This window comes from Pseudoalteromonas sp. A25 (assembly GCF_009176705.1).
GTDB lineage: Bacteria > Pseudomonadota > Gammaproteobacteria > Enterobacterales > Alteromonadaceae > Pseudoalteromonas.
On the sequence record NZ_AP021846.1, the window covers coordinates 452,058 to 472,245 of the forward strand.

Annotated in this window: 19 protein-coding genes and 1 pseudogene; all 20 read left to right on the forward strand. The window is 37.6% G+C overall.

Annotation, left to right across the window (positions count from 1 at the left end; translation table 11 throughout):
* Positions 1-7 precede the first annotated feature (7 nt).
* The 20 genes and pseudogenes from GDK41_RS02090 (at position 8) to GDK41_RS02185 (ending at position 20,154) form a co-directional block, all read left to right on the forward strand.
* Complete coding sequence (locus tag GDK41_RS02090; protein WP_152084859.1) at positions 8-1,153, forward strand: LegC family aminotransferase; 1,146 nt, start codon at positions 8-10, stop codon at positions 1,151-1,153.
* A gap of 23 nt (positions 1,154-1,176) precedes the next feature.
* On the forward strand, positions 1,177-1,827 hold the full coding sequence (locus GDK41_RS02095) for a PglD-related sugar-binding protein (protein ID WP_152084860.1): 651 nt from the start codon (positions 1,177-1,179) through the stop codon (positions 1,825-1,827).
* 40 nt (positions 1,828-1,867) lie between these two features.
* Entirely contained in the window at positions 1,868-2,125 is a 258-nt protein-coding gene (locus GDK41_RS02100) for a phosphopantetheine-binding protein (protein WP_172971529.1), read from the forward strand.
* Positions 2,126-2,127: 2 nt separating this feature from the next.
* The gene (locus GDK41_RS02105; RefSeq protein ID WP_152084861.1) at positions 2,128-3,459 is read left to right on the forward strand and encodes an AMP-binding protein; all 1,332 of its coding nucleotides are present in this window, start codon (positions 2,128-2,130) and stop codon (positions 3,457-3,459) included.
* On the forward strand, positions 3,460-4,185 hold the full coding sequence (locus GDK41_RS02110; RefSeq protein ID WP_152084862.1) for an SDR family NAD(P)-dependent oxidoreductase: 726 nt from the start codon (positions 3,460-3,462) through the stop codon (positions 4,183-4,185).
* The gene (locus tag GDK41_RS02115; protein ID WP_152084863.1) at positions 4,182-4,997 is read left to right on the forward strand and encodes a GNAT family N-acetyltransferase; all 816 of its coding nucleotides are present in this window, start codon (positions 4,182-4,184) and stop codon (positions 4,995-4,997) included. The genes GDK41_RS02110 and GDK41_RS02115 overlap by 4 nt, the downstream gene beginning before the upstream one ends.
* Complete coding sequence (locus GDK41_RS02120; protein WP_152084864.1) at positions 4,997-5,668, forward strand: PIG-L deacetylase family protein; 672 nt, start codon at positions 4,997-4,999, stop codon at positions 5,666-5,668. The genes GDK41_RS02115 and GDK41_RS02120 overlap by 1 nt, the downstream gene beginning before the upstream one ends.
* 27 nt (positions 5,669-5,695) lie before the next feature.
* Positions 5,696-6,592, forward strand: coding sequence for a glycosyltransferase (locus tag GDK41_RS02125; protein ID WP_172971530.1), 897 nt, complete (start codon positions 5,696-5,698; stop codon positions 6,590-6,592).
* Positions 6,573-7,631 carry an N-acetylneuraminate synthase family protein gene (locus GDK41_RS02130; protein WP_152084866.1) on the forward strand — a complete coding sequence of 353 codons (1,059 nt, stop codon included), beginning with the start codon at positions 6,573-6,575 and terminating at the stop codon, positions 7,629-7,631. Before GDK41_RS02125 ends, GDK41_RS02130 begins: the two co-directional genes overlap by 20 nt.
* A complete protein-coding gene (locus tag GDK41_RS02135) occupies positions 7,628-8,311 on the forward strand; it encodes an acylneuraminate cytidylyltransferase family protein (RefSeq protein ID WP_152084867.1) in 684 nt (227 codons plus the stop codon). The genes GDK41_RS02130 and GDK41_RS02135 overlap by 4 nt, the downstream gene beginning before the upstream one ends.
* Positions 8,304-9,329, forward strand: a complete 1,026-nt coding sequence (locus tag GDK41_RS02140; protein WP_152084868.1) for a nucleotidyltransferase family protein — start codon at positions 8,304-8,306, stop codon at positions 9,327-9,329. The genes GDK41_RS02135 and GDK41_RS02140 overlap by 8 nt, the downstream gene beginning before the upstream one ends.
* A complete protein-coding gene (locus tag GDK41_RS02145; protein WP_152084869.1) occupies positions 9,289-10,539 on the forward strand; it encodes a capsular polysaccharide export protein, LipB/KpsS family in 1,251 nt (416 codons plus the stop codon). The genes GDK41_RS02140 and GDK41_RS02145 overlap by 41 nt, the downstream gene beginning before the upstream one ends.
* 5 nt (positions 10,540-10,544) lie before the next feature.
* Positions 10,545-11,687 carry a hypothetical protein gene (locus tag GDK41_RS02150; protein ID WP_152084870.1) on the forward strand — a complete coding sequence of 381 codons (1,143 nt, stop codon included), beginning with the start codon at positions 10,545-10,547 and terminating at the stop codon, positions 11,685-11,687.
* 5 nt (positions 11,688-11,692) lie between these two features.
* A complete protein-coding gene (locus GDK41_RS02155; RefSeq protein WP_152084871.1) occupies positions 11,693-12,916 on the forward strand; it encodes a hypothetical protein in 1,224 nt (407 codons plus the stop codon).
* 13 nt (positions 12,917-12,929) lie between these two features.
* Positions 12,930-13,263 (forward strand): annotated as a pseudogene (locus GDK41_RS02160) (integrase core domain-containing protein); the annotation flags it as partial.
* Positions 13,264-13,605: 342 nt separating this feature from the next.
* Complete coding sequence (gene asnB / locus GDK41_RS02165; RefSeq protein ID WP_152084872.1) at positions 13,606-15,450, forward strand: asparagine synthase (glutamine-hydrolyzing); 1,845 nt, start codon at positions 13,606-13,608, stop codon at positions 15,448-15,450.
* Positions 15,451-15,475: 25 nt separating this feature from the next.
* Positions 15,476-16,615, forward strand: coding sequence for an N-acetyl sugar amidotransferase (locus GDK41_RS02170; RefSeq protein ID WP_152084873.1), 1,140 nt, complete (start codon positions 15,476-15,478; stop codon positions 16,613-16,615).
* Positions 16,612-17,235 carry an imidazole glycerol phosphate synthase subunit HisH gene (hisH, locus tag GDK41_RS02175; protein ID WP_152084874.1) on the forward strand — a complete coding sequence of 208 codons (624 nt, stop codon included), beginning with the start codon at positions 16,612-16,614 and terminating at the stop codon, positions 17,233-17,235. The genes GDK41_RS02170 and hisH overlap by 4 nt, the downstream gene beginning before the upstream one ends.
* Positions 17,229-18,014 carry an AglZ/HisF2 family acetamidino modification protein gene (locus GDK41_RS02180; protein WP_152084875.1) on the forward strand — a complete coding sequence of 262 codons (786 nt, stop codon included), beginning with the start codon at positions 17,229-17,231 and terminating at the stop codon, positions 18,012-18,014. Before hisH ends, GDK41_RS02180 begins: the two co-directional genes overlap by 7 nt.
* A gap of 1 nt (position 18,015) precedes the next feature.
* The gene (locus GDK41_RS02185) at positions 18,016-20,154 is read left to right on the forward strand and encodes a bi-domain-containing oxidoreductase (protein WP_152084876.1); all 2,139 of its coding nucleotides are present in this window, start codon (positions 18,016-18,018) and stop codon (positions 20,152-20,154) included.
* Positions 20,155-20,188: the final 34 nt, after the last annotated feature.

Consider the following 20,188-nt stretch of genomic DNA (forward strand, 5'->3'; position numbering starts at 1 on the left):
GCTGAGAATGAATGCACAATTACTGGTAGAGTTTGTACGCGATCAATACAAAACACAGAATTTTATCCCGTTACACGCTCCTACTTTTGCTGGTAATGAGAAAGCTTATGTGTCGGAGACTATCGATAGTACGTTTGTTTCTAGTGTGGGTAAGTTTGTTGGCGACTTTGAGCGTAAAATAGAGGCTTTTACTGGCAGCCCTAGCGCGATTGCAACAACGAATGGCACTGCGGCATTGCATACAGCCCTGTATATGGCTGATGTGCAACGTGGTGATTTAGTTATTACACAAGCGCTTACGTTTGTTGCGACGTGTAATGCATTATTCCATATGGGTGCGGAACCTGTTTTTGTAGATGTCTCGCCAATTAGTTTGGGCTTATGTCCAAAAGCTGTAGACAACTACTTATCAGAGCATGCGCAATTGAATGAACACGGTTGTGTGCATAAGCAAACAGGACAAAGAATCAAAGCAGTTGTCCCAATGCATACCTTTGGCCACCCCGTAGAGTTAGATGAACTGGTGGAAGTTTGCTGTAAATGGCAATTAACCTTAGTTGAAGATGCCGCAGAAAGTTTAGGTTCTTTTTATAAGGGGAAACATACCGGAACGTTTGGTGATTTTAGTGCGGTTAGCTTTAATGGAAACAAAATTATCACTACCGGCGGCGGTGGTATGGTTTTATGCAAAACCTCGGAGTTGGGCAAGCGTACCAAACACATAACAACCACAGCAAAAGTGCCACACCCCTACGAGTTCTTTCATGATGAGCCTGGTTTTAACTATCGTTTGCCAAATTTAAATGCGGCATTAGGCTGTGCACAAATGGAAAGTTTGAATGCTTATTTAAGTGACAAGCGAGCGCTGGCCGAGCGTTATAGTGCGCTGTTTGAAGGTACAGAATATAACTTTGTAAAAGAGCCTAAATATGCCAAATCGAACTATTGGCTGAATGCGGTGATTTGTGAAGATAAGGCAGCGAGAGATTTGTTGCTTAAGGAAACCAATGAAGCAGGGATTATGACTCGACCAGTCTGGCAATTAATGCATCGTCTTCCTGCTTTTAGTGAGTGTTTGAAAGGTGACTTGTCTCACTCGCTTTGGTTTGAAGAAAGGTTAGTGAATATACCTAGCAGCCCTGTGAACATATAATAAAAAAAACAATAGATTAGCATATGAATGAAGTATATATAGTTGGAGCAGGTGGGTTAGCTGCCGAGCTTACAGAGTATGTGAAAGATAACAATCTAAAAATGGAAGAACAAGTTTCTATTAAAGGTTATTTTGACGTCTCTAGTAAAGCATATTTAGAGAATAAATTTTCATCCCCTTACTTGGGGGATGAGAGAGATTACTCCTTTAGTAAAGGTAGCGCTGTACTTATAGCTATTGGGGATGTTAAAGCTAGAAATAGGTGTATTGAGTATTTTTCAAATCTTGACGTTTTACTACCAAACTTTATCCATCACTCAGCATTTATTGCTAGCTCAGTAAATATGAAAGGTGGCAATATTATTTGCCCAAATGTAATAATAGGGCCAAATGTTATTTTGGGACAAGGAAACTTAATAAACTACTCGAGTGCAATCCCTCATGATTGCCATATAGGGGATGTCAATGTATTTTCACCAAATGTTCAAATTACAGGTCAAACAGGAATTGGAAGCAGTAATTTTTTTGGGACATCTGTAACTTGCTTACCAAGAATTAAAATTGGTGATTCAAATAAAATTCAGGCTGGTATCGTTGTAAAAAAAGACATAGGAAATGGTCGTATTATTTATTGTGGTAGTAAGAACAATGATATCAAATCGCATAATTTGTGAGAGTCTTTACTTTATCTTTTTATGATTATTAGGAAAAAAAATGTCTATTAGAAATACAATTATTGAAACTTTCCATCAGGTTTTGAACCAAACTGATAGTGAGCTACTAGTTCCTGAATTACATGATGATGTACAGTTATTGCAGAGTGGTTTAGATTCGCTGGGCTTTGCTATTTTAGTTGCATCCCTAGATGAGAAATTAGGATTTGACCCATTCACGATGATGGAAGAGCCATTATACCCTTCAACTTTTAGTGAGTTTGTTGGTATTTACGAGAGAATGAGTCCGAATAAATAATTATGGATAGTATACAAAACGCTAGCCTGAGCGTGCCATCAGGCCGTGTTGCGTTCATCGGTGAAAATACCAGAGTCTTTTATGACGATTTGAATCAAATGGTAAAGCACAATGCTGAAGCTCTTGACCGTTTACGTGGCGCTACGGCTGTCATTAATGGTAGAGCACGCTTAGAGTTAGCTTTGTTACTATTCCTATTGGATGGTGTTGCAAAGCGCATACTATTTCTTCCTCAAGATATAGAGCAAGCTCAACGCAAAGAGTTTTTTAGACTGGCAAACGTCAACTTTGATGTACTTATTAATGACGGGTGCATTGAGGTAAAAGAAATTACTCCATATCAAGCGGGAGATGTTTCCGCGGTTGTACAAACAGAGTGGGTGATACCAACTTCGGGCACTACAAGTACGCCCAAATTAGTATCCCATACGTTTGCAAGTTTAACCCGCACTGCAAAAAAAGATATTGAATTGGGCTGTAACTTCGTTTGGGGGCTGGTATTTGATGTATATCGTTTTTCCGGCTTACAGGTATTGCTTCAATCTTTATTAAGCGGCTCCACGTTGATCGTGCCAGAGGCTGAATCAAGTATGGAAGAAGTCGTAAACCTACTTTGCCAACATAATTGTAATACACTCTCGGCGACGCCATCATTTTGGCGGAAAATGCTGATGACCAAAGAATCCAAGAGCATAAAGTTCAAAAACATCACATTAGGTGGTGAAATAGCCGATAGCAATATCCTCAATGCGCTCAAGAGCCGATATCCGGAGGCTGGTATACGGCACATTTATGCTTCGACGGAAGCGGGAGTCGGGTTCTCAGTCAATGATGGCATAGCAGGCTTTCCGTGCACATATCTAGATGAAGATATCAATGGTATCAAACTAAAAGTAGATGATAGAGGTATTCTTTGGCTTAAGCCGAATACAAGAGAGCAAAAGTATGTTAATGGCGCCCCTATGTTTGACGAAGACGGCTTTATCAATACAGGTGACCTTGTTGAGTTGAAGGAAGAGCGTGTTTACTTCTTAGGTAGGGAGTCTGGTGCTATCAATGTTGGTGGTAACAAAGTTCAGCCAGAAGAAGTAGAAAGAACGATTCTTGATAGTGGGTTGGTAAGTGCAGCTTATGTTTACGCAATAAGCAATCCCATGATGGGCTCATTGGTCTGTGCGAATATTGTTGCTGTTGAAAAGGGCGTTAAAGCTACCGAACTGAAGAAGCAGGTTACTATATTTTGTCGAGAGAGGCTGGAGAATTTTAAAGTTCCCGCGTTGTTGAAAATGGTTGAAGAGTTAGAAATAACCAACAGTGGTAAGTTGAAGAGGTAAATAATGAATTTAGTAATAGTTACAGGCGCGTCAAAAGGACTAGGTTTAGCTATTAGCTCTAAACTTATCGAAGTAGGCTATAAAGTTGTTGGGATTAGTAGGACTTTGTCTGAAGAGTTCAAGAGTTTGCGGGAACAAAACTCGGATAGTTTGTTCTTTGAGTCATACGATTTTAATAATGTAAATGATATTCAAGAATTAGTACGCCGTATTACCAAAACTTATGGTCCAATTTATGGTTTGGTTAACAATGCTGCTTTGGGACATGATGGTGTCCTTGGAACCATGCATGAAAGTCAAATTGAAGAATTGATCAAAGTGAATGTTCAATCCCCAATTTTACTTACAAAATATGCCTGTCGTTCAATGTTAATGAAGCAACAAGGGCGAATTATTAATGTTAGCTCAATAATCGCATCAACAGGATTTAATGGCTTGTCAGTATACGGCGCCACTAAAGCGTCATTAAACGGTTTTACCAAATCATTATCTAGAGAAGTTGGAAAAGCTAATATTACGGTGAATGCTATTGCACCTGGCTTTATGGAAACAGCGATGACCTCGGGTTTACAGGGTGAAAAACTGGAGAGTATTAGAAGGCGTAGCCCTATGAAAGAAATGGCACGTGTAGAAGATGTAGCGGAAGCCGTAATTTATCTATTGTCTGATGGTGCAAAAAGAGTAACTGGCACCACAATAACTGTAGATGCGGGTAGCACAGCATGAGTTCATCTGAAATACAGTATGAAACGGTACTTGATGCACAGCGAAAACAGCAAATTAAAAATGAGTTTCAGGATTTTTTTACCATTATTTATGGCAGAGCGTTGAATGATAGCAGTTGGCAGCATCAGTTTATTCATTCACCATATAATGACTCACCCCTGTTTTTGGCATTAGATCGAGGTCGGATTGTAGGATCAGCTTTGATGATAGGACAAAAGGTGCGTCACAAAGGTGAGATTCTAGATTATTACTTGTTCACAACATCAGGAGTTTTGAAAGAATACAGAAATAAAGGTGTATATGCCGAGCTTTTAAAGTTACAAAAAGAACATGCTTCGACAAATGGTAAAAAATTTATATTCGCATTTCCGAATGATTTAGCTTATCCGGTTTTAAGGCTCTTCGGTGGGTTTAATGATTTGGTGCAAACTAAGTTGGTTACAACTACTTTAAATAATATAGATTTTTCTGATAAAGGCAACTCTTTACTGTTGGACCAAGACTTTTCGAACTGGCGGTTTGAACACAAAGATTACTGTTTTAGCATAGTAGAAGACATGCTGGTTATAACGAAGGAATTTAACAGACAGTTAGATATACTGGCTATTTATGATGCTGAAGCAGCAGAGTTAATAGAAACGCCTTTGACGCCTTTGAATGAAGAGCTGAAGGTGAATACTTTAATTGATTGGACTATAGATCACGCACCGTGTGAAGTTATAAGTAACGTTAATGCGGTATACTTTCCTTTAGATAGGTCCATTGCTATTACCGAAATAAAATTAAATTTGCTAATGTCGGATTTATATTAATGAAAGAAAAGGTTTTAGTAGTTGCTGTGCACCCTGACGACGAAACGCTTGGGGCTGGAGGTGCTTTGTTGAAGCACAAGAGCTTTGGTGATGAGATTCACTGGATGATTGTGACTGATGTAAAGGTAGAAGAGGGTTTTAAAAAAGAGGCTGTAGAAAAGCGTGAAAGCGAAATGGAAGAGGTTAGTACTATGTATGGTTTTGATTCAGTACATAGGCTAGGGCTGTCAACAATGAGAGTTGATGAGTATGCAATGAGCGAGTTGATTGGCAAAGTCAGTCAAGTCGTTAATGCCGTTAAACCTTCTGTTATTTATATGCCATTTAAAAGTGACGTCCACAGTGACCATCGTGTCATATTTGATGCTGTTTATAGCTGTACTAAATCTTTCCGTTATCCATTTATCAAGAGAGTATTGATGATGGAAACATTAAGTGAGACTGAATTTGCTCCTAGCGTAAAGGAAGACAGCTTCATTCCAAACGTGTTTATAGATATCACTGAATTTATGGCGCGAAAGCAAAGCATCATGAAGGTGTTCAAAAGCGAAATGGGTCCTCACCCATTCCCTCGCAGTGAGAGAAATATTGAAGCGTTAGCAACATATCGTGGTGCAACTGCGGGATGTGAATATGCTGAAAGCTTTATGCTCTTAAAGGAGATCAAGTAAATTAACGAGAAAATAGTATATGCAACGGTGGTTTACAGCTGTTCGAATTTTGAGTTTTTCATTAATGATTACCTTGAATCTGTTTTTTCACAAACAGTTCAGAGCTTTGATCTGCTGATTGTGATAGATAACGCTGATGAAGAAAAAGTTCTGAGTGCTTTATCTCGTTACGAAAAGGCGAGCATAAATGTGCATGTAGTTAATACAGAGGGAAAGTTTTCACCTATTCAGCTTAGAAAAGAGGTCATTTTAAAAGCTTATGGCTTGCAAGCCAATACCTTGATATTTTCTGACTTTGACGAGACAGTGGCAGAAAATCGAGTGGAGGAAATCATTAATAATATAACTGACTTTGATTTTGTGTTTAATGACTTTTACCTAACAGATTCAATGCTTAATAGGTTGAGTCAAGAAAGCTTTTTTTCGAAACGCCCAGTACCAGATATAGTGGATAATTTTGACAGCGTTAAGCTCTGCAACTTTGTCGGTCTTGGTAGCGTTGCCTTGAATTTAAGTCGTTATAGATTTGACGAATTAGAGTTTCCAGAGACCATTGTGGCTTTAGACTGGTTTATTGTAACAAAAGTATTGTTAGATGGTGGAATTGGAAAGAAATTGACTACAACTTATGCCAATTATCGTCAACATGTTGACTCTTTGGTTGGTTTTGATTTTCGATTAGATAAAAATAAATTGAAGCAAGGAATTAGGGTTAAGAAGTCTCATTATATGGCATTTAGGGATGAGTGTGAGATCTATAATGAACTTTACAATGAATTACACTCTTTAGAGCAATATATTGCCGAAAAAGGTGAAGAGCAATATATCGATAATATAAACAAACAATTTGATGCTAGCCTATTTTGCTGGTGGGAAAATATCAAATTATTACCGGAGATTAAACGTGATTTTAAAAGAACTTGAAAAGCCCTACATTATCGCTGAAATTGGATGTAATCATAATGGAGATACAGAATTAGGCCTAAAAATGATCAAGGCTGCTAAAGATTGTGGGGCGGACGCAGTTAAATTCCAGTATTTTACAAAAGATAACTTAGTAACAGATAAATATCTTGATGACTTAGATTCGGGCAATGTTAAGCTTGAAAACGTGGCAGTTTGGAAATCAGAGTCTTTGGGACTTAACACGGTAAGAGAGCAAGTTGCTGCATTTACAAACGATGAGAAACAGTTAATTGAGTTTAGAAACTATTGCCGTCAGATAGGTGTTGATTTTGGTTGTACACCAGTCGATGACAAAGGTGTTGAGTTTCTTAAGCAAATTGAAAGTGACTTTATAAAACTCGCATCTATGGATGCTGACAACCTAGAGATGATTGAAAACTGTATCAAAGCTGATCTTCCTATTATTCTCTCAACAGGAATGGCTAGTTTACCTGAAATCGATGCTATTTATAATATGTTTAAGAAAAAGGGCTTTTGCAACTTTTCAATGTTACACTGTGTATCAATTTATCCGCCTCGAGATGAAATAATCAATCTAAACTTTATTGATACATTGAAATCTTTGTACGATTGTGAAATCGGATATTCGGATCATTCTCTTGGGTTTTCTATTCCTCTTGCTGCGATTGCCAAGGGTGTCAAAATTATCGAGAAGCACTTTACTCTAGATAAAAATATGGTTGGTTGGGATCATAAAGTTTCTGCTGATGAGGCCGACTTAAAAATCATTTGTGAAGAAGGAAATAAAGTATTCCGTTCATTAGGCAGTACATACAAAGTGCTTGCGCCAGAAGAAATTGAAAAAAGGGAAAAATTCCGCCGAAGTGCAACTGCTGTACAAGATCTACCAAAAGGTCACATATTAACTCGCGAAGATTTCATCTATAAGAGGCCTGGAACGGGGATTTCACCAAAAGAAATTGATTACATTTTAGGCCGAAAGTTGAAAGAAGATATCGCTGCGGATACGACTTTAACACTGAGCGTCTTTGAATGATTGCTATCATTCCTGCAAGGGGGGGCTCGAAAGGTCTCCCCAAAAAAAATATTAAAGATCTGCTAGGTAAGCCGATGATCGCTTATACCATTGAAGCCGCGAAAGCATCGAAACATATAACAGATATTATTATTTCAACTGATTGCGAAGAGATTTATCGGATTGCTATTGAGCATGGTGCTAGGGAAACGTTCTTGAGGCCTGCTGAATTAGCAACGGATGAAGCCCAAGCAATTGACAATTATATCTATACGATAGACAGATTAGAAAAAGACTTTTCCATGAGCATCGAGTCATTTGTGGTGTTGCAACCGACATCTCCATTGAGAACGACGGAAGATATTGATAAGTCTATTGAGATGTATAAAAACTCGAATGCGCGATCTGTTATCAGCTACACAGTGGAACATCACCCTCTTACGTGGCATAAATACATAAAAGAAGACGGCAGCCTCGAAAATATCTTTGAAGATAAGTTAGATAATAGGCAGAAATTTAGAATGTCGCATTACCCAACTGGTGCAGTATACGTATTTAATACTCAGTTGATTAGAAGCCGAAACTACTTCGATGAATCTACTAAGGCTTACATCATGCCAAGAGAACGCTCTGTCGACATCGATACGGAAGAAGACTTTAGATATGCTGAGTTCTTGCTTGGGAGAAATCGAGATGAGTAGTGTTTTAAAGTTAAGTGACAACCCTAGCTTTGAGTTGGCAATTGAACTACTAGATTCGAATGGAAATGGCATACTGCCAGTAATAGATAAAGATGGTAAGTTTGCTGGAATCATTACTGACGGTGATATTCGCAAAGCGATTCTTTATAAAAATTTAGATCTTGAAAGCATAATCAATAAAGAGCCTTATACGCTTGACCCGAGCTCAAGTGAGCATCAAAAAGTACAATTTTTAAAAAGCATTAAGCGTCGTCAATTGCCTTTGGTTGATCACGAAAGAAATTATGTTGGTATGTTTACCTTGGACGAGTTCGATTTCTCGACACGAGATAACTGGGTCGTAATTATGGCAGGTGGGCTAGGATCTCGTTTAGGTGAGTTAACGAAAGAACTGCCAAAACCAATGCTACAAGTGCGCGGCAAACCGATTATTGAGCGTATTATTGAAAATTTTGTCAAGCAGGGGTTTACTAAGTTTTATTTGGCTGTGAACTATAAAAAAGAGATTATTAAAGACTACTTTCAAGACGGTAAGAAGTTTGGCATTCAAGTGAGCTATTTGGAAGAAAGTAAGCGCTTAGGTACTGCTGGTGCACTCGCGTTAATTGAAGAGCAGCATAGTGAACCGATGCTTATTAGCAATGGGGATGTGCTTGCTGACATTAACTATGCTGAATTGGTTGACTTTCATGAACGTTCTTCCAGCATGGCTACTATGTGCGTAAAAGAGTATGAACACATAGTCCCCTATGGCGTCATTGAAACGGAAGGTGACAAGATCACTGGCCTAAAGGAAAAGCCTCGCATTCTTTTCAATATTAATAGTGGGGTTTACTGTATTGATCCAAAAGTTATCAATAGAATACCTCAAGATACTTTTTATGATATGCCAACTTTATTCTCTGAGTTGATGAATGAAGATTTGCCTGTAACCGCTTACAGCTATAACCAATACTGGATCGATATTGGGCGCCCAGATGACTTCAAGAAAGCGAACGATTTTAATGAAATTCAATAATTTGAACCAAAGTGAAGCACTGGTTTGTATCGGAAGATGTAATAACTTTAATGATATAACATTAAGGTTTTCGAAGGAATTTTTAGGGTTAGAAAAATATACAACAATTTCAGAATACCCTGGTGCAGATCACTTTGTCGATTTGCAAAAGCAGAATATATCCGATCTACATTCAGATGGGTGGTTAGCTGTAAAGAATACCATTAGCATTGAAGAAGTGATTCTTAAAGATCGCCTATTGAGAAATATTAGCTACTTTGAAGCTAAAGAATTAGTCGTTAAAGTGGCTAAGTACTTTTACGAACTTTATTCTAAAAATAGTTTCAAAGTACTCGTTGTCCATCCTGTAGATAATTATGTCATGGATGTGATGGTGCAAATGGCAGAGAAGTTCAATATTGCTGTTTATGGCGTTTGTGCATTTTTTGTTGGTGGATATAAAAGAGTATCCGTTTTTGGCGAACACAATGCTATAAGAGAAGTCAGCCCTGAAGAAGTACAGATGTTTAAGAAGAAAATAACCGATAAATATAAATCACCAATGGTTTCTTCTTTTAGCAAAGCACTTAAAGGTAGCATCAGTTATTACTTTAAGTACAAGTTGAAATATTTATATTTTTATTTATTAAAGCATAAACTTTTAGGTAGGCTAGAATATGACTATATTTCTACACCTCATGCTGCAACGGTAAATAAGCTAACGGATTTATTTCCATTTAAGTACTTTAGTACAACTCTACCAGAGAAAGTCTCAGATTATGATATATACATTCCTATGCATTATCATCCTGAAGCGACCATCGAGTATTGGGTGAATGATACTACCTTTGTAGACTACCTGACCAGCTTAATTGAAGTTGTTAGAAAGTTATCTGATGAAGGTTTTAATGTGTACTTAAAAGAGCATCCTGCAATGTGTTTTAGGCAGGATAAATCTTTATATAAAAAGCTGCTTTATATTAAAAATGTAAAGATAATAAGCCCTTACGTTGAAACAGGCCAAGTTTTGGACATGTTCAACAACGTCGCTGTTTGGACTGGTAGTACAGGAATAGAAGCTTTGCTTAATGATAAGAAAGTATACTTTATCAGCTCGAATTACTATTTCTCCAAGCAAAGCGGTTCTTTATATGAAATCAAGCAATTTAAAACGGAAGAAGAAAAAGACGATTTTGTAGAGCATATCTTGAGTAATACAATCGTCTGGTAAGTTGTATGTATATAATTATTTTTAGATATGCAATGTATTCTTTGATTGCCTTGGAGGTGATGGTTGTACCTAAGATTTTGCCAGGTAGCGATTACTCTGAGCTTGAATATTATAAATTCATAATTTTTATGTTTCCTTTTTTGCTAGTTGGTGCTCACTCTGGCTACATGTATTTCCGTTTTACTGAAAAAGAGGATCGGTTTAATACCTTAGTGATCTTTGGTGCTTTGCAGCTTGGACTGTTCGCACTTGCTTTTGGCTTAATGACGCAAAATATCTTTTACGCCATTGCTGGTTTATTTATGGGTATGATGGTTGTAATTGAACAGCGGGTACAAGTAGAAAAGCTGTTTACCCTCGCGCTCGCAGGTAAGCCGCTTATTTCTGTGTTTTTGGTCTTGGTGGCGTATTTATCATGGGGTGGGTTTTCACCCCAATTGGACCCTAGCCAGATCCTTTCGTTTTCAGTAATTCTTGGTTTTCTCGCTTGGACGGCGATTGTTGTGTATTTCATAAAGCATACTACGAGTTTTCAAGAAGGTTTTGAATTTAGTAAGTATATTGACCTGATAAAAAAAGGGTTCTCAATTAATGTTGCTACAATTTTATTGATGATGACATTCTTCCTCGATAGATACATAACCAAGCAATATTATCCAGAGTCACTCGCTTCTTACTCTTTTTCATATAATATCATCCAGTTTGTCATTCTGGCTTTGACTACAATAGGTTATGTAAATACAGTGAAAGTTGGAGAGAAGTTTGATGAGCTTTCGTTTTCTGTTTTGATAAACAAGTTAGTTTATACATACAAAGTTTTTGTAGTCATACTGGCGTTGTTTTTTGTCTTTTTATACGTCATTAAGTTCTTTTACACCTTTGAAGGCTTCTTAACTTTATCTGTCATCATGTCCATATTTTTTGGTAATTTTTTCTGCGTCAATAGCGTTGCATCTATTGCGCTGTATAAAGGTTTCCAAAATAAAGCTGCGTTTTTTTTAGCCTGTATTTTTGCTGTAAATGTACTGCTTTCTTACTTATTGGCAGAGAGCAACGTTGCTCATTATTGGTTGGTTCTAAAAACTGGGCTGTTACTAAATATTTACTCTGTTACCTTTTTGATTATGGCTAAAAATAGGCTGAAATAGACTATATGATACTACTTAAATTTTGTTTGCTCTACTTTGGTATTCTCCAGCCTTTTTTGTCTTTACTATGGTCAAATAGCTTTAATATCCCATTATTGGTTAGGGTCGTTTCTGTTTTTAATATATTGACCTTCCTGATAGCACTTGCTTTAATCCTAAAGTACACTTTTGAAAGAAAAAGTATTAAAAGTAAGCCTTTTTTATTTTTCCTGTTATTTATTGTAGTAGTTGATGTTTTTGGCTTAGTTGTTGGGTCACTAAATGGTTACACCGATAAGCTATTTAACCACTTCTATTTAACTCTAAATGGCGTCTTTATTGCTTACGCTGTATTTCTATCCGACATCCCAAGCTATAAAATAGAGGAGTTTCTTCGTCGCTTTTCATATTGCTTTACGGCTTCGTTCTCTTTTGCTGTTTTAATTATGGTAGCTCAGACAATTTTAAATATCCCACATTACCCAGCCGTAGCGTCAAATTTAGCGCTTATTCCGATATTCTATTTCTTAAGTAAGAAGCGATATGCCATGGTTGCTTTCCTGATTCTGATGGTGTTTTTATCTGGCAAGCGCAGCGTGTTTATCATCTTCACATTCTTGATGCCATTTTTCATATTATTTAATCGTGGCGTAAAGTTTGGTACTGTAGCGTCGATAGGAGGGGGGGTAAGTGCATTGATGTTATTGATTTTGCTACCTCTTGCGACTTACCTTGAAGACAACGCTGATAAGTTCAGTGCGGGTAGATCTGTGATTAACAAATTTGCGCTATTAAATCCTATGTCCGACAACTTTGACCTAAAGTATGCAGCAGGTGAGCGATTTGAAGAGGTTTACAATTCTATCGAAGCGCACCATCAAAACCCTTACTCTTTCTTAATTGGATCCGGAAATGGTTTTTCTTACAAGTTAGAAGTAAGTCGAAAAGATATGGTTGAGGAAAATAGGAACGGAGTGCACTTCGCCCCTGTCGACTTTTATACCAAGTACGGGTTCTTATTTGTACTGTCCATGACTATTTTTATAATTTTGTACTTGATGAAGGTCTTTCCGTATTTGAAGTGTGGTGTATGGTATTTTAATGTGCTTGTTTACTATCAGGTGTTTGTTTTGTTCTACTCACTCCTTGGATCCAACTTTGGACTCGATTCAATATTTTGGATGAGTATCGGATTTTCCCTGTTACTAATTGACGAGATAAAAGAAGCACAGAAAAATGAACTGGTTTAATTGAGCAGGACATTTAGTAGTGAAAGCCATGATTAAGGCTTATAACCTGAGAAAACCAGCCAAAGGTTTGGTGTTTCATTCTGACAGAGGGTCTCAGTATATGAGTAAGCATGGGTGATGTGGGGGCTTGTTGGGATAACGCTGTTGTTGAAAGATTCTTTGGCAGCTTGAAACATGACTGGTTGTTAAAAGTGGCTCAGCCAACTCGAGAACACATGAAAAGTGATGTTACTGAATATATGAAGTATTAAAATCTGGAAAGGCTACACTCAGCTAATAACAATCAGTCACCAGTAGAGTATGAAAATTCTTTAAGAAAAGTGTCCGGCTGGAGTTCACCAGAATAATTTTTATAGTATTTAATTTTATAGACACAATTCGTTTTCCAAAATGGCTTTGGTTGTTTAAAAAATTATGCATATATTAATCGTACATTATATTTAATTCATTTCCGATTTTTTCTTTATACCAGGGTCGATGAGGTTTACCTAGGATTAAGCCTATTAGGAAAGATAGCGTTTTTACTTCTACTTTTTATAACAATGGTTGGTTCATTAGCTTTTTTGGCAAAATTAGAAAGTGTGAATTATTTTAAACAGATAGTTTTTAACAAATACAAGTACAAGTCTGTTAAGGTAATACAGGTCTCCCAGAGCACAGCGGAGCATTAAGAATTTTTAGAGGAAAAAATGTGTGGAATAGTAGGATTTAATTTTAAAAGCGAAAGTAATGATTTCTTGAGTCTTGCTCCTCATAGAGGACCTGATAGCTCTGACTATACGTATATCGGTGGTTATACGTTAGGGCACAACAGGCTGGCTGTTGTTGATCACAATGAAGAGTCGAATCAACCTTTTTACTCCGAGTGTGGAAAATATGTCATCGTTTTTAATGGCGAGGTTTATAACCATGCTGATTTACGAAAAGAGCTGGTGGAAAAGTACTCATTCAAAACAAAATCCGATACTGAGGCGATGTTATACGCCTATATCGAATATGGTGATGAGTTCGTGCACAAATTGAGAGGGATGTTTTCTTTTGTAATTTACAATTCAGTTGACGATGAACTGTTTTGTGCAAGAGATAGAATTGGCATAAAACCACTCAATTATTACTTCAAAGATGGCAAGTTCATTTTTGCGAGTGAAATAAATGTAATTGCAAAGCTACTTGAAGAGAAGCCAAGTATCAACCAAGAGGCGATCAGGCAGTACATGAAGTACTTATACGTGCCTTGTCCCGATACGATTTTTACGGATATTAAAAAGTTACCTCCTGGCCATATTATGAAATTAAAAGATGGTGAGTTAACGAGTAAACAGTATTGGGAAGCATCGCAATTTGTCGGTAAAAACTTAGGTTTAAGCGAAGGTGAAATACTTGAAGAGTTAGATTACCTTTTCGATGATTCTGTTAAGACTCGAATGATCGCCGATGTTGAATTGGGATCGTTTTTAAGTGGTGGTATTGATAGTAGCCTTATTCTTTACTACATGCAGAAGAATTCGGAAAAGAAAATCAACACCTATACATTGGGTTTTGAAAATGCCGATAGCTATGACGAGTCTAGCGATGCGATGTTAATGGCGAAGCATTTTAATACCAATCACCAAGAGATATTAATCAAACCTGATGTCGTCAGTCTATTACCTAAAATGGTGAAGCATTTTGGGGAGCCCTTCGCTAGCCCTACCTCTTTGCTTATTCATGAGTTAACTAAAGAGACTAAGAAGTTCGCGACGGTAGCGCTTGCAGGTGATGGTGGCGACGAAGTTTTTGGTGGCTATCCAAAATATCAGGGGGTTCAATTAGCTGAAAAGTTAAATTCGGTTCCCAAATTTGTACTCAATGGGATTGCGAAGGTTACAGACTTAATCCCAGAGAATACATCAGGCAACCATTTGCCTCGGAGAATAAAAGCGTTTGCATCTTCACTTAGTAAAGATGCTGCGCAAAGGTATGATGACTGGTCTGCTTACATTAGCGATGATGATTTGAGCAAGCTCTTTAAAGAAGAGATCAGTTTTAGCAGTATCGTTTATGATAGCTGGAACTTGTTGGATACTGGTGATGGCATAATCACAAGCTCCTTAGTTGATTTAAGGACATATTTACCTAACGATATGTTGTACTATGGAGATATTATGAGTATGGCAAATGCGTTTGAAGTAAGGTTCCCATTGATTGATCATAATATTATTGAGTTTATGACAGCTATAGATTCGCAATGGAGAATCAAAAATGGTCAAACTAAGTACTTAATGAAAAGGTTACTGCAAGGAAAGGTACCTGATCAAATCATCACGAAGAAAAAACTTGGCCTTAATCCACCAATGGGCATATGGCTTAAGCGTGATTTAGCGCCATTGTTGGAAGAGTACTTGTCAAAAAGTGTAATCGAAAAGAGAGGGATCTTCGATTATAAGTATGTCCAACAGATAATTGATGAATTTACCACTAACAGAAAAGATCGTTCGCTTAACTTGTGGGCTATGGTCGTATTAGAAGAATGGTTTAGGCAATATTTAGATTAATTTTAAACAAATCGAGAAACTTAAAGTGACTACTAATAATTATCAAGTCTGTACTAACTGCGTAATGGACACAACGGATTCGAAAATCACTTTTGATGAGAATGGAATATGCGATCATTGTTCTACATTTTACAATGATATTAAGCCTAATTGGCACACGGATGAAAAAGGTTGGGCAGAGATAACAAAAATTGCAGCCGATATTAAAAAGGAAGGTGAAGGGAAAGAGTTTGATTGCATTATTGGTATGAGTGGTGGTATTGACAGCTCATACCTTGTTTATTTAGCAAAAGAGAGGCTAGGTTTAAGGCCATTGGTCTTCCATGTTGATGCTGGTTGGAACTCTCAGCAAGCTGTTCATAATATTGAGCAGATAGTAGATCGACTTGGCTTAGACCTGTATACAGAAGTAATCGATTGGGAAGAGATGAAAGACTTGCAGCTTTCTTTCTTCAAGGCAGGTGTTTCTCATACAGATACACCGCAAGACCATGCTTTTTTTGCGACTATGTATAAGTTTGCTTCAAAGCATAAAATTAAACATATTCTAACGGGCGGTAACTACTCAACTGAGTGCATTCGCAACCCATTAGAGTGGATGTACTTCCAATCAGACTCTCGTCAGATTAAAGATATTCAAAAGAAATTTGGTACTAAAAAGCTTAAGAATTTTCCATTGACAAATATCTTATGGCACAAAATTTATTTGCCATATATCAAAGGGATTAAGCTGTATAGACCGCTTGACTTTATGCCTTATGACAAGGAAGAAGCAACGCAGTTTTTAGTTGATAATTACGGATATCAGCGCTACGCACAAAAACACTTTGAGTCTCGTTTTACTCGTTTCTATGAAGCTTATTGGCTGTATGTAAAATTTGGTTATGATACACGCAAAGTACAGTACTCTAGCTTGATTGTTACAGGGCAAATGACGCGAGAAGATGCGTTGGAAAAGCTCAAAAATCCACCATACGATCCTGAGACGATTGATGATGACTTTAGCTACATTGCTAATAAGCTTGGTATCACAGTCGACGAGTTAAAAGGCTACTTAAAAGCTCCGAACAAAACCTATAAAGATTATAAGAACCAACAAGCAATCTATGATTTAGGTGCTAAGGTGATGAGAAAGCTTGGCCTTGAGAAAGGCGGCAAAAGATGATAGCTATAATCGACTATGGTTCTGGGAATATTCAAGCCATTCAAAACATATTTACTAAGTTAAAGGTTGATTCTTTTTTTGCAAGTACACCAGAAGCTTTACAAGCTGCAGACAAAATAATCTTGCCAGGTGTTGGCGCTTTTGATGAAGCGATGACACAACTGCAGGAATCTGGAATGAGAGAAGCTTTAGATCACTTTGCATTAATTGACAAGAAACCTGTATTAGGGATTTGTGTTGGTCTACAAATTATGGCAACAGGCAGCGACGAGGGTAAGTTATCTGGACTCGGTTGGTTTGATGCTTCAGTAAAGAAGTTTGACGAATCTAAAATAAACTTTAAGCCGAAACTTCCTCATATGGGGTGGAATGAAATTGAGCCAACGGAAGCACATCCTCTACTAAGTAATATTGACTGTGAAAAAGGGTTTTACTTTATTCACTCTTATTACTTTGAAGCTCACGACGAGAAAGATGTATTCATTAAAGCGCATTATGGTGATGATTTTTGTTGTGCTGTGAGCAAAGACAATATTTTTGGGCTTCAGTTCCACCCAGAAAAAAGCCACACCAATGGTATTAATCTATTTAAAAATTTCGCAGAGCTTAAATTATGTTGAGGTCTAGAGTATCCCCTTGTTTACTTGTTCATAAGAAAGGGCTAGTTAAAACAGTAAAGTTTAAAGATGCCAAATATGTTGGTGATCCTATCAATGCTGTAAAAATTTTTAATGAAAAAGAAGTTGATGAGCTGATTGTGTTAGACATTGATGCAACAGTCGAAAACAAGTCACCCGATTATCAAATGATTAAGCACCTCGCCAATGAGAGTCGTATGCCATTGTGTTATGGAGGAGGAATAAAAACACCTCAACAAGCACAAGAAATTATTAAGCTAGGTGTCGAGAAAGTTGCTATTTCAAGTCAAGCCTTAAGTAACCCATCAGTTCTTAAAGAAATGGCTGAAATTATAGGCAAGCAAAGTGTTGTTGTGGTTTTAGATGTCAAAAAAACACTTTTTGGCAGTTATGAAATATATACACATAACGGAAAGAACAAAGTTAAAAAGAAGCTTGAGCAAGTTATATCTGAACTCGAAGAGTTTGGAGTTGGTGAGCTAGTTATAAACTCAATTGACCAAGATGGAATGATGAAAGGTTACGACATGAAGTTAGCTGAGAAAGTGAGGGAACTAACCAGTGTTCCACTTACAATACTTGGTGGAGCAGGCTCTGCAGAAGATATTTTGAAGCTGATTGATAAGTTTAAAGTAATCGGAGCCTCTGCTGGTAGCCTTTTTGTTTTTAAAGGTGTTTACAAAGCTGTACTTATAAACTATATGAACCAAGACGCCCTTGCAAAAATAAGAAAAATCGCTCGCTCACAATTAGGAAAGTAAGATGAAGCAAATACTACAGGATATGGCGAAAGGTGGATCGTCTATTGTTAAGGCGCCTGCTCCAACGATTACTAAAAATCATGTTCTCATTAATACCACTACTACTTTAATTTCTATAGGTACAGAGAGAATGCTTGTGGATTTTGGTAAGGCAAACTTAATAGATAAAGCTCGTTCTCAACCTGATAAAGTTAAAATGGTACTTGAGAAAGTTCAAACTGATGGGCTAATGACCACTGTAGATGCTGTGAAATCAAAGTTAGCTCAACCATTACCATTGGGTTATTGCAATGTAGGTGTTGTTGAGCAAATTGGTAATGGAGTTAATGCTGTTAGGGTTGGTGAGCGCGTAGTCTCAAATGGCCCTCATGCTGATGTTGTTCGTGTATCTAAAAACCTGGTTGCAAAAGTCCCTGATAATGTTAGTGATGAAGAAGCTGCATTCACGGTTGTGGCAAGTATCGGCCTACAAGGTATTCGTTTAGCAAACCCAACAATGGGTGAATGCTTTGTCGTTACAGGTGTTGGTTTAATCGGCTTGCTAACAGTTCAAATGCTAAGAGCACAAGGTTGTAGAGTATTAGCCATAGATTATGATCAAGAAAAATTAAAGCTGGCAAGACAATTTGGGGCTGAGATTTGCAACCCCGGTGCAGGTGAAGACCCTGTTGCGGCTGGTATTTCCTTTAGCCGTGGAGAGGGTGTTGATGGTGTTATTATAACAGCCTCAACCAAGTCTAATGACCCAGTAACACAAGCTGCACGAATGAGTCGTAAACGTGGTCGTATCATTTTAGTTGGGGTGACTGGCTTAGAGTTAAGTCGAGCAGACTTTTATGAGAAAGAGTTAACTTTTCAAGTATCGTGCTCTTATGGCCCTGGGCGTTATGATCCTAGTTACGAAGAACAGGGGAATGATTACCCATTTGCGTTCGTTCGTTGGACAGAGCAGCGTAACTTTGAAGCAATTCTTGATATGATGGCAGGTGGTCAGTTAGATGTTAAGCCATTAATTACGCATCGCTTTAAGTTTGAAAACGCAAGTGAAGCATATGAGCTACTTACTTCGGATAAAAGTGCTTTAGGTATTCTACTGCAGTTTGAGTCTGAACCACAATCACGTCATGTTAAAACCGTACCTTTAAACCCCACTGTAAATTACGAAAAGGATGAGCCTGTAATTGGATTTATTGGTGCTGGTAATTACGCTTCGCGCGTTTTAATACCCGCTTTTAAACAGGCTGGTGCAAAACTACATAGTGTTGCAACATCAGGCGGGATAAATGGAGTTATTCACGGCGAAAAATCAGGCTTTGTAGAAGCAACTACAGATACACAAGCTATGATTAAAAATGATGACATTAACACTGTTGCTATCGTCACCCAGCACAATAGCCATGCAGCTTTTGTAAAAGCAGCGCTCGAGGCTGGTAAAAATGTATTTGTTGAGAAGCCATTAGCAATCAACCATGAAGAACTAAATGAGGTTAAGGTTGCTTATAAAGAGGCTTGTAAGAATGCTTTAGAGCCTAAGCTAATGGTTGGTTTTAACCGTCGCTTTTCCCCTCAAATTCAGAAAATGAAACAGCTGTTAGAACCAATAAAAGAACCTAAATCGTTCATTATGACTATGAATGCAGGAGCTATTTCTGCTGTTCATTGGACACAAGACATTAATATAGGTGGTGGACGTATTATTGGAGAGGCATGCCACTTTGTTGATTTAATGCGTTATTTAGCTGGAAGTGAAATTGTATCTGTTCAAGCTCGAAGAATGGGAGATACTGACTCGGTAGAAGTAACTGAGGATAAAGCCGCAATAATTTTAGGCTTTGCGGATGGGTCATTTGGTACTATAAACTACTTTGCGAATGGTGCAGCAAGCTTCCCCAAGGAACGAGTAGAGGTATTTACCAATGGTAAAGTCTTACAGCTAGATAACTTTATAAAACTAAAAGCATACGGATTCAAAGGGTTTAAAAAAATGAACCTTTGGAAGCAGGATAAAGGTCAAAACCTGTGTTCTAAGTTATTTCTTGATTCTATTCGTGATGGTAACCCCGCCCCAATCGCTATCGATGAAATTTTTGAAGTAGCAAAAGTATCCATAGACATTGCTGAACAGCTCAGAAGTCAATGAAAAAATTGATAAAAAAGGCTCTTAAGGTATTTCA

Excerpts from the sequence above, each read along its gene's own strand:
- GDK41_RS02135 (WP_152084867.1), top strand. The coding sequence starts at position 7,628 with ATGATTGCTATCATTCCTGCAAGGGGGGGCTCGAAAGGTCTCCCCAAA.
- GDK41_RS02095 (WP_152084860.1), top strand. The coding sequence starts at position 1,177 with ATGAATGAAGTATATATAGTTGGAGCAGGTGGGTTAGCTGCCGAGCTT.
- GDK41_RS02100 (WP_172971529.1), top strand. The coding sequence starts at position 1,868 with ATGTCTATTAGAAATACAATTATTGAAACTTTCCATCAGGTTTTGAAC.
- asnB (WP_152084872.1), top strand. The coding sequence starts at position 13,606 with ATGTGTGGAATAGTAGGATTTAATTTTAAAAGCGAAAGTAATGATTTC.
- hisH (WP_152084874.1), top strand. The coding sequence starts at position 16,612 with ATGATAGCTATAATCGACTATGGTTCTGGGAATATTCAAGCCATTCAA.
- GDK41_RS02145 (WP_152084869.1), top strand. The coding sequence starts at position 9,289 with ATGACTTCAAGAAAGCGAACGATTTTAATGAAATTCAATAATTTGAAC.
- GDK41_RS02090 (WP_152084859.1), top strand. The coding sequence starts at position 8 with ATGAATGCACAATTACTGGTAGAGTTTGTACGCGATCAATACAAAACA.
- GDK41_RS02150 (WP_152084870.1), top strand. The coding sequence starts at position 10,545 with ATGTATATAATTATTTTTAGATATGCAATGTATTCTTTGATTGCCTTG.
- GDK41_RS02140 (WP_152084868.1), top strand. The coding sequence starts at position 8,304 with ATGAGTAGTGTTTTAAAGTTAAGTGACAACCCTAGCTTTGAGTTGGCA.
- GDK41_RS02105 (WP_152084861.1), top strand. The coding sequence starts at position 2,128 with ATGGATAGTATACAAAACGCTAGCCTGAGCGTGCCATCAGGCCGTGTT.
- GDK41_RS02115 (WP_152084863.1), top strand. The coding sequence starts at position 4,182 with ATGAGTTCATCTGAAATACAGTATGAAACGGTACTTGATGCACAGCGA.
- GDK41_RS02185 (WP_152084876.1), top strand. The coding sequence starts at position 18,016 with ATGAAGCAAATACTACAGGATATGGCGAAAGGTGGATCGTCTATTGTT.
- GDK41_RS02120 (WP_152084864.1), top strand. The coding sequence starts at position 4,997 with ATGAAAGAAAAGGTTTTAGTAGTTGCTGTGCACCCTGACGACGAAACG.
- GDK41_RS02180 (WP_152084875.1), top strand. The coding sequence starts at position 17,229 with ATGTTGAGGTCTAGAGTATCCCCTTGTTTACTTGTTCATAAGAAAGGG.
- GDK41_RS02155 (WP_152084871.1), top strand. The coding sequence starts at position 11,693 with ATGATACTACTTAAATTTTGTTTGCTCTACTTTGGTATTCTCCAGCCT.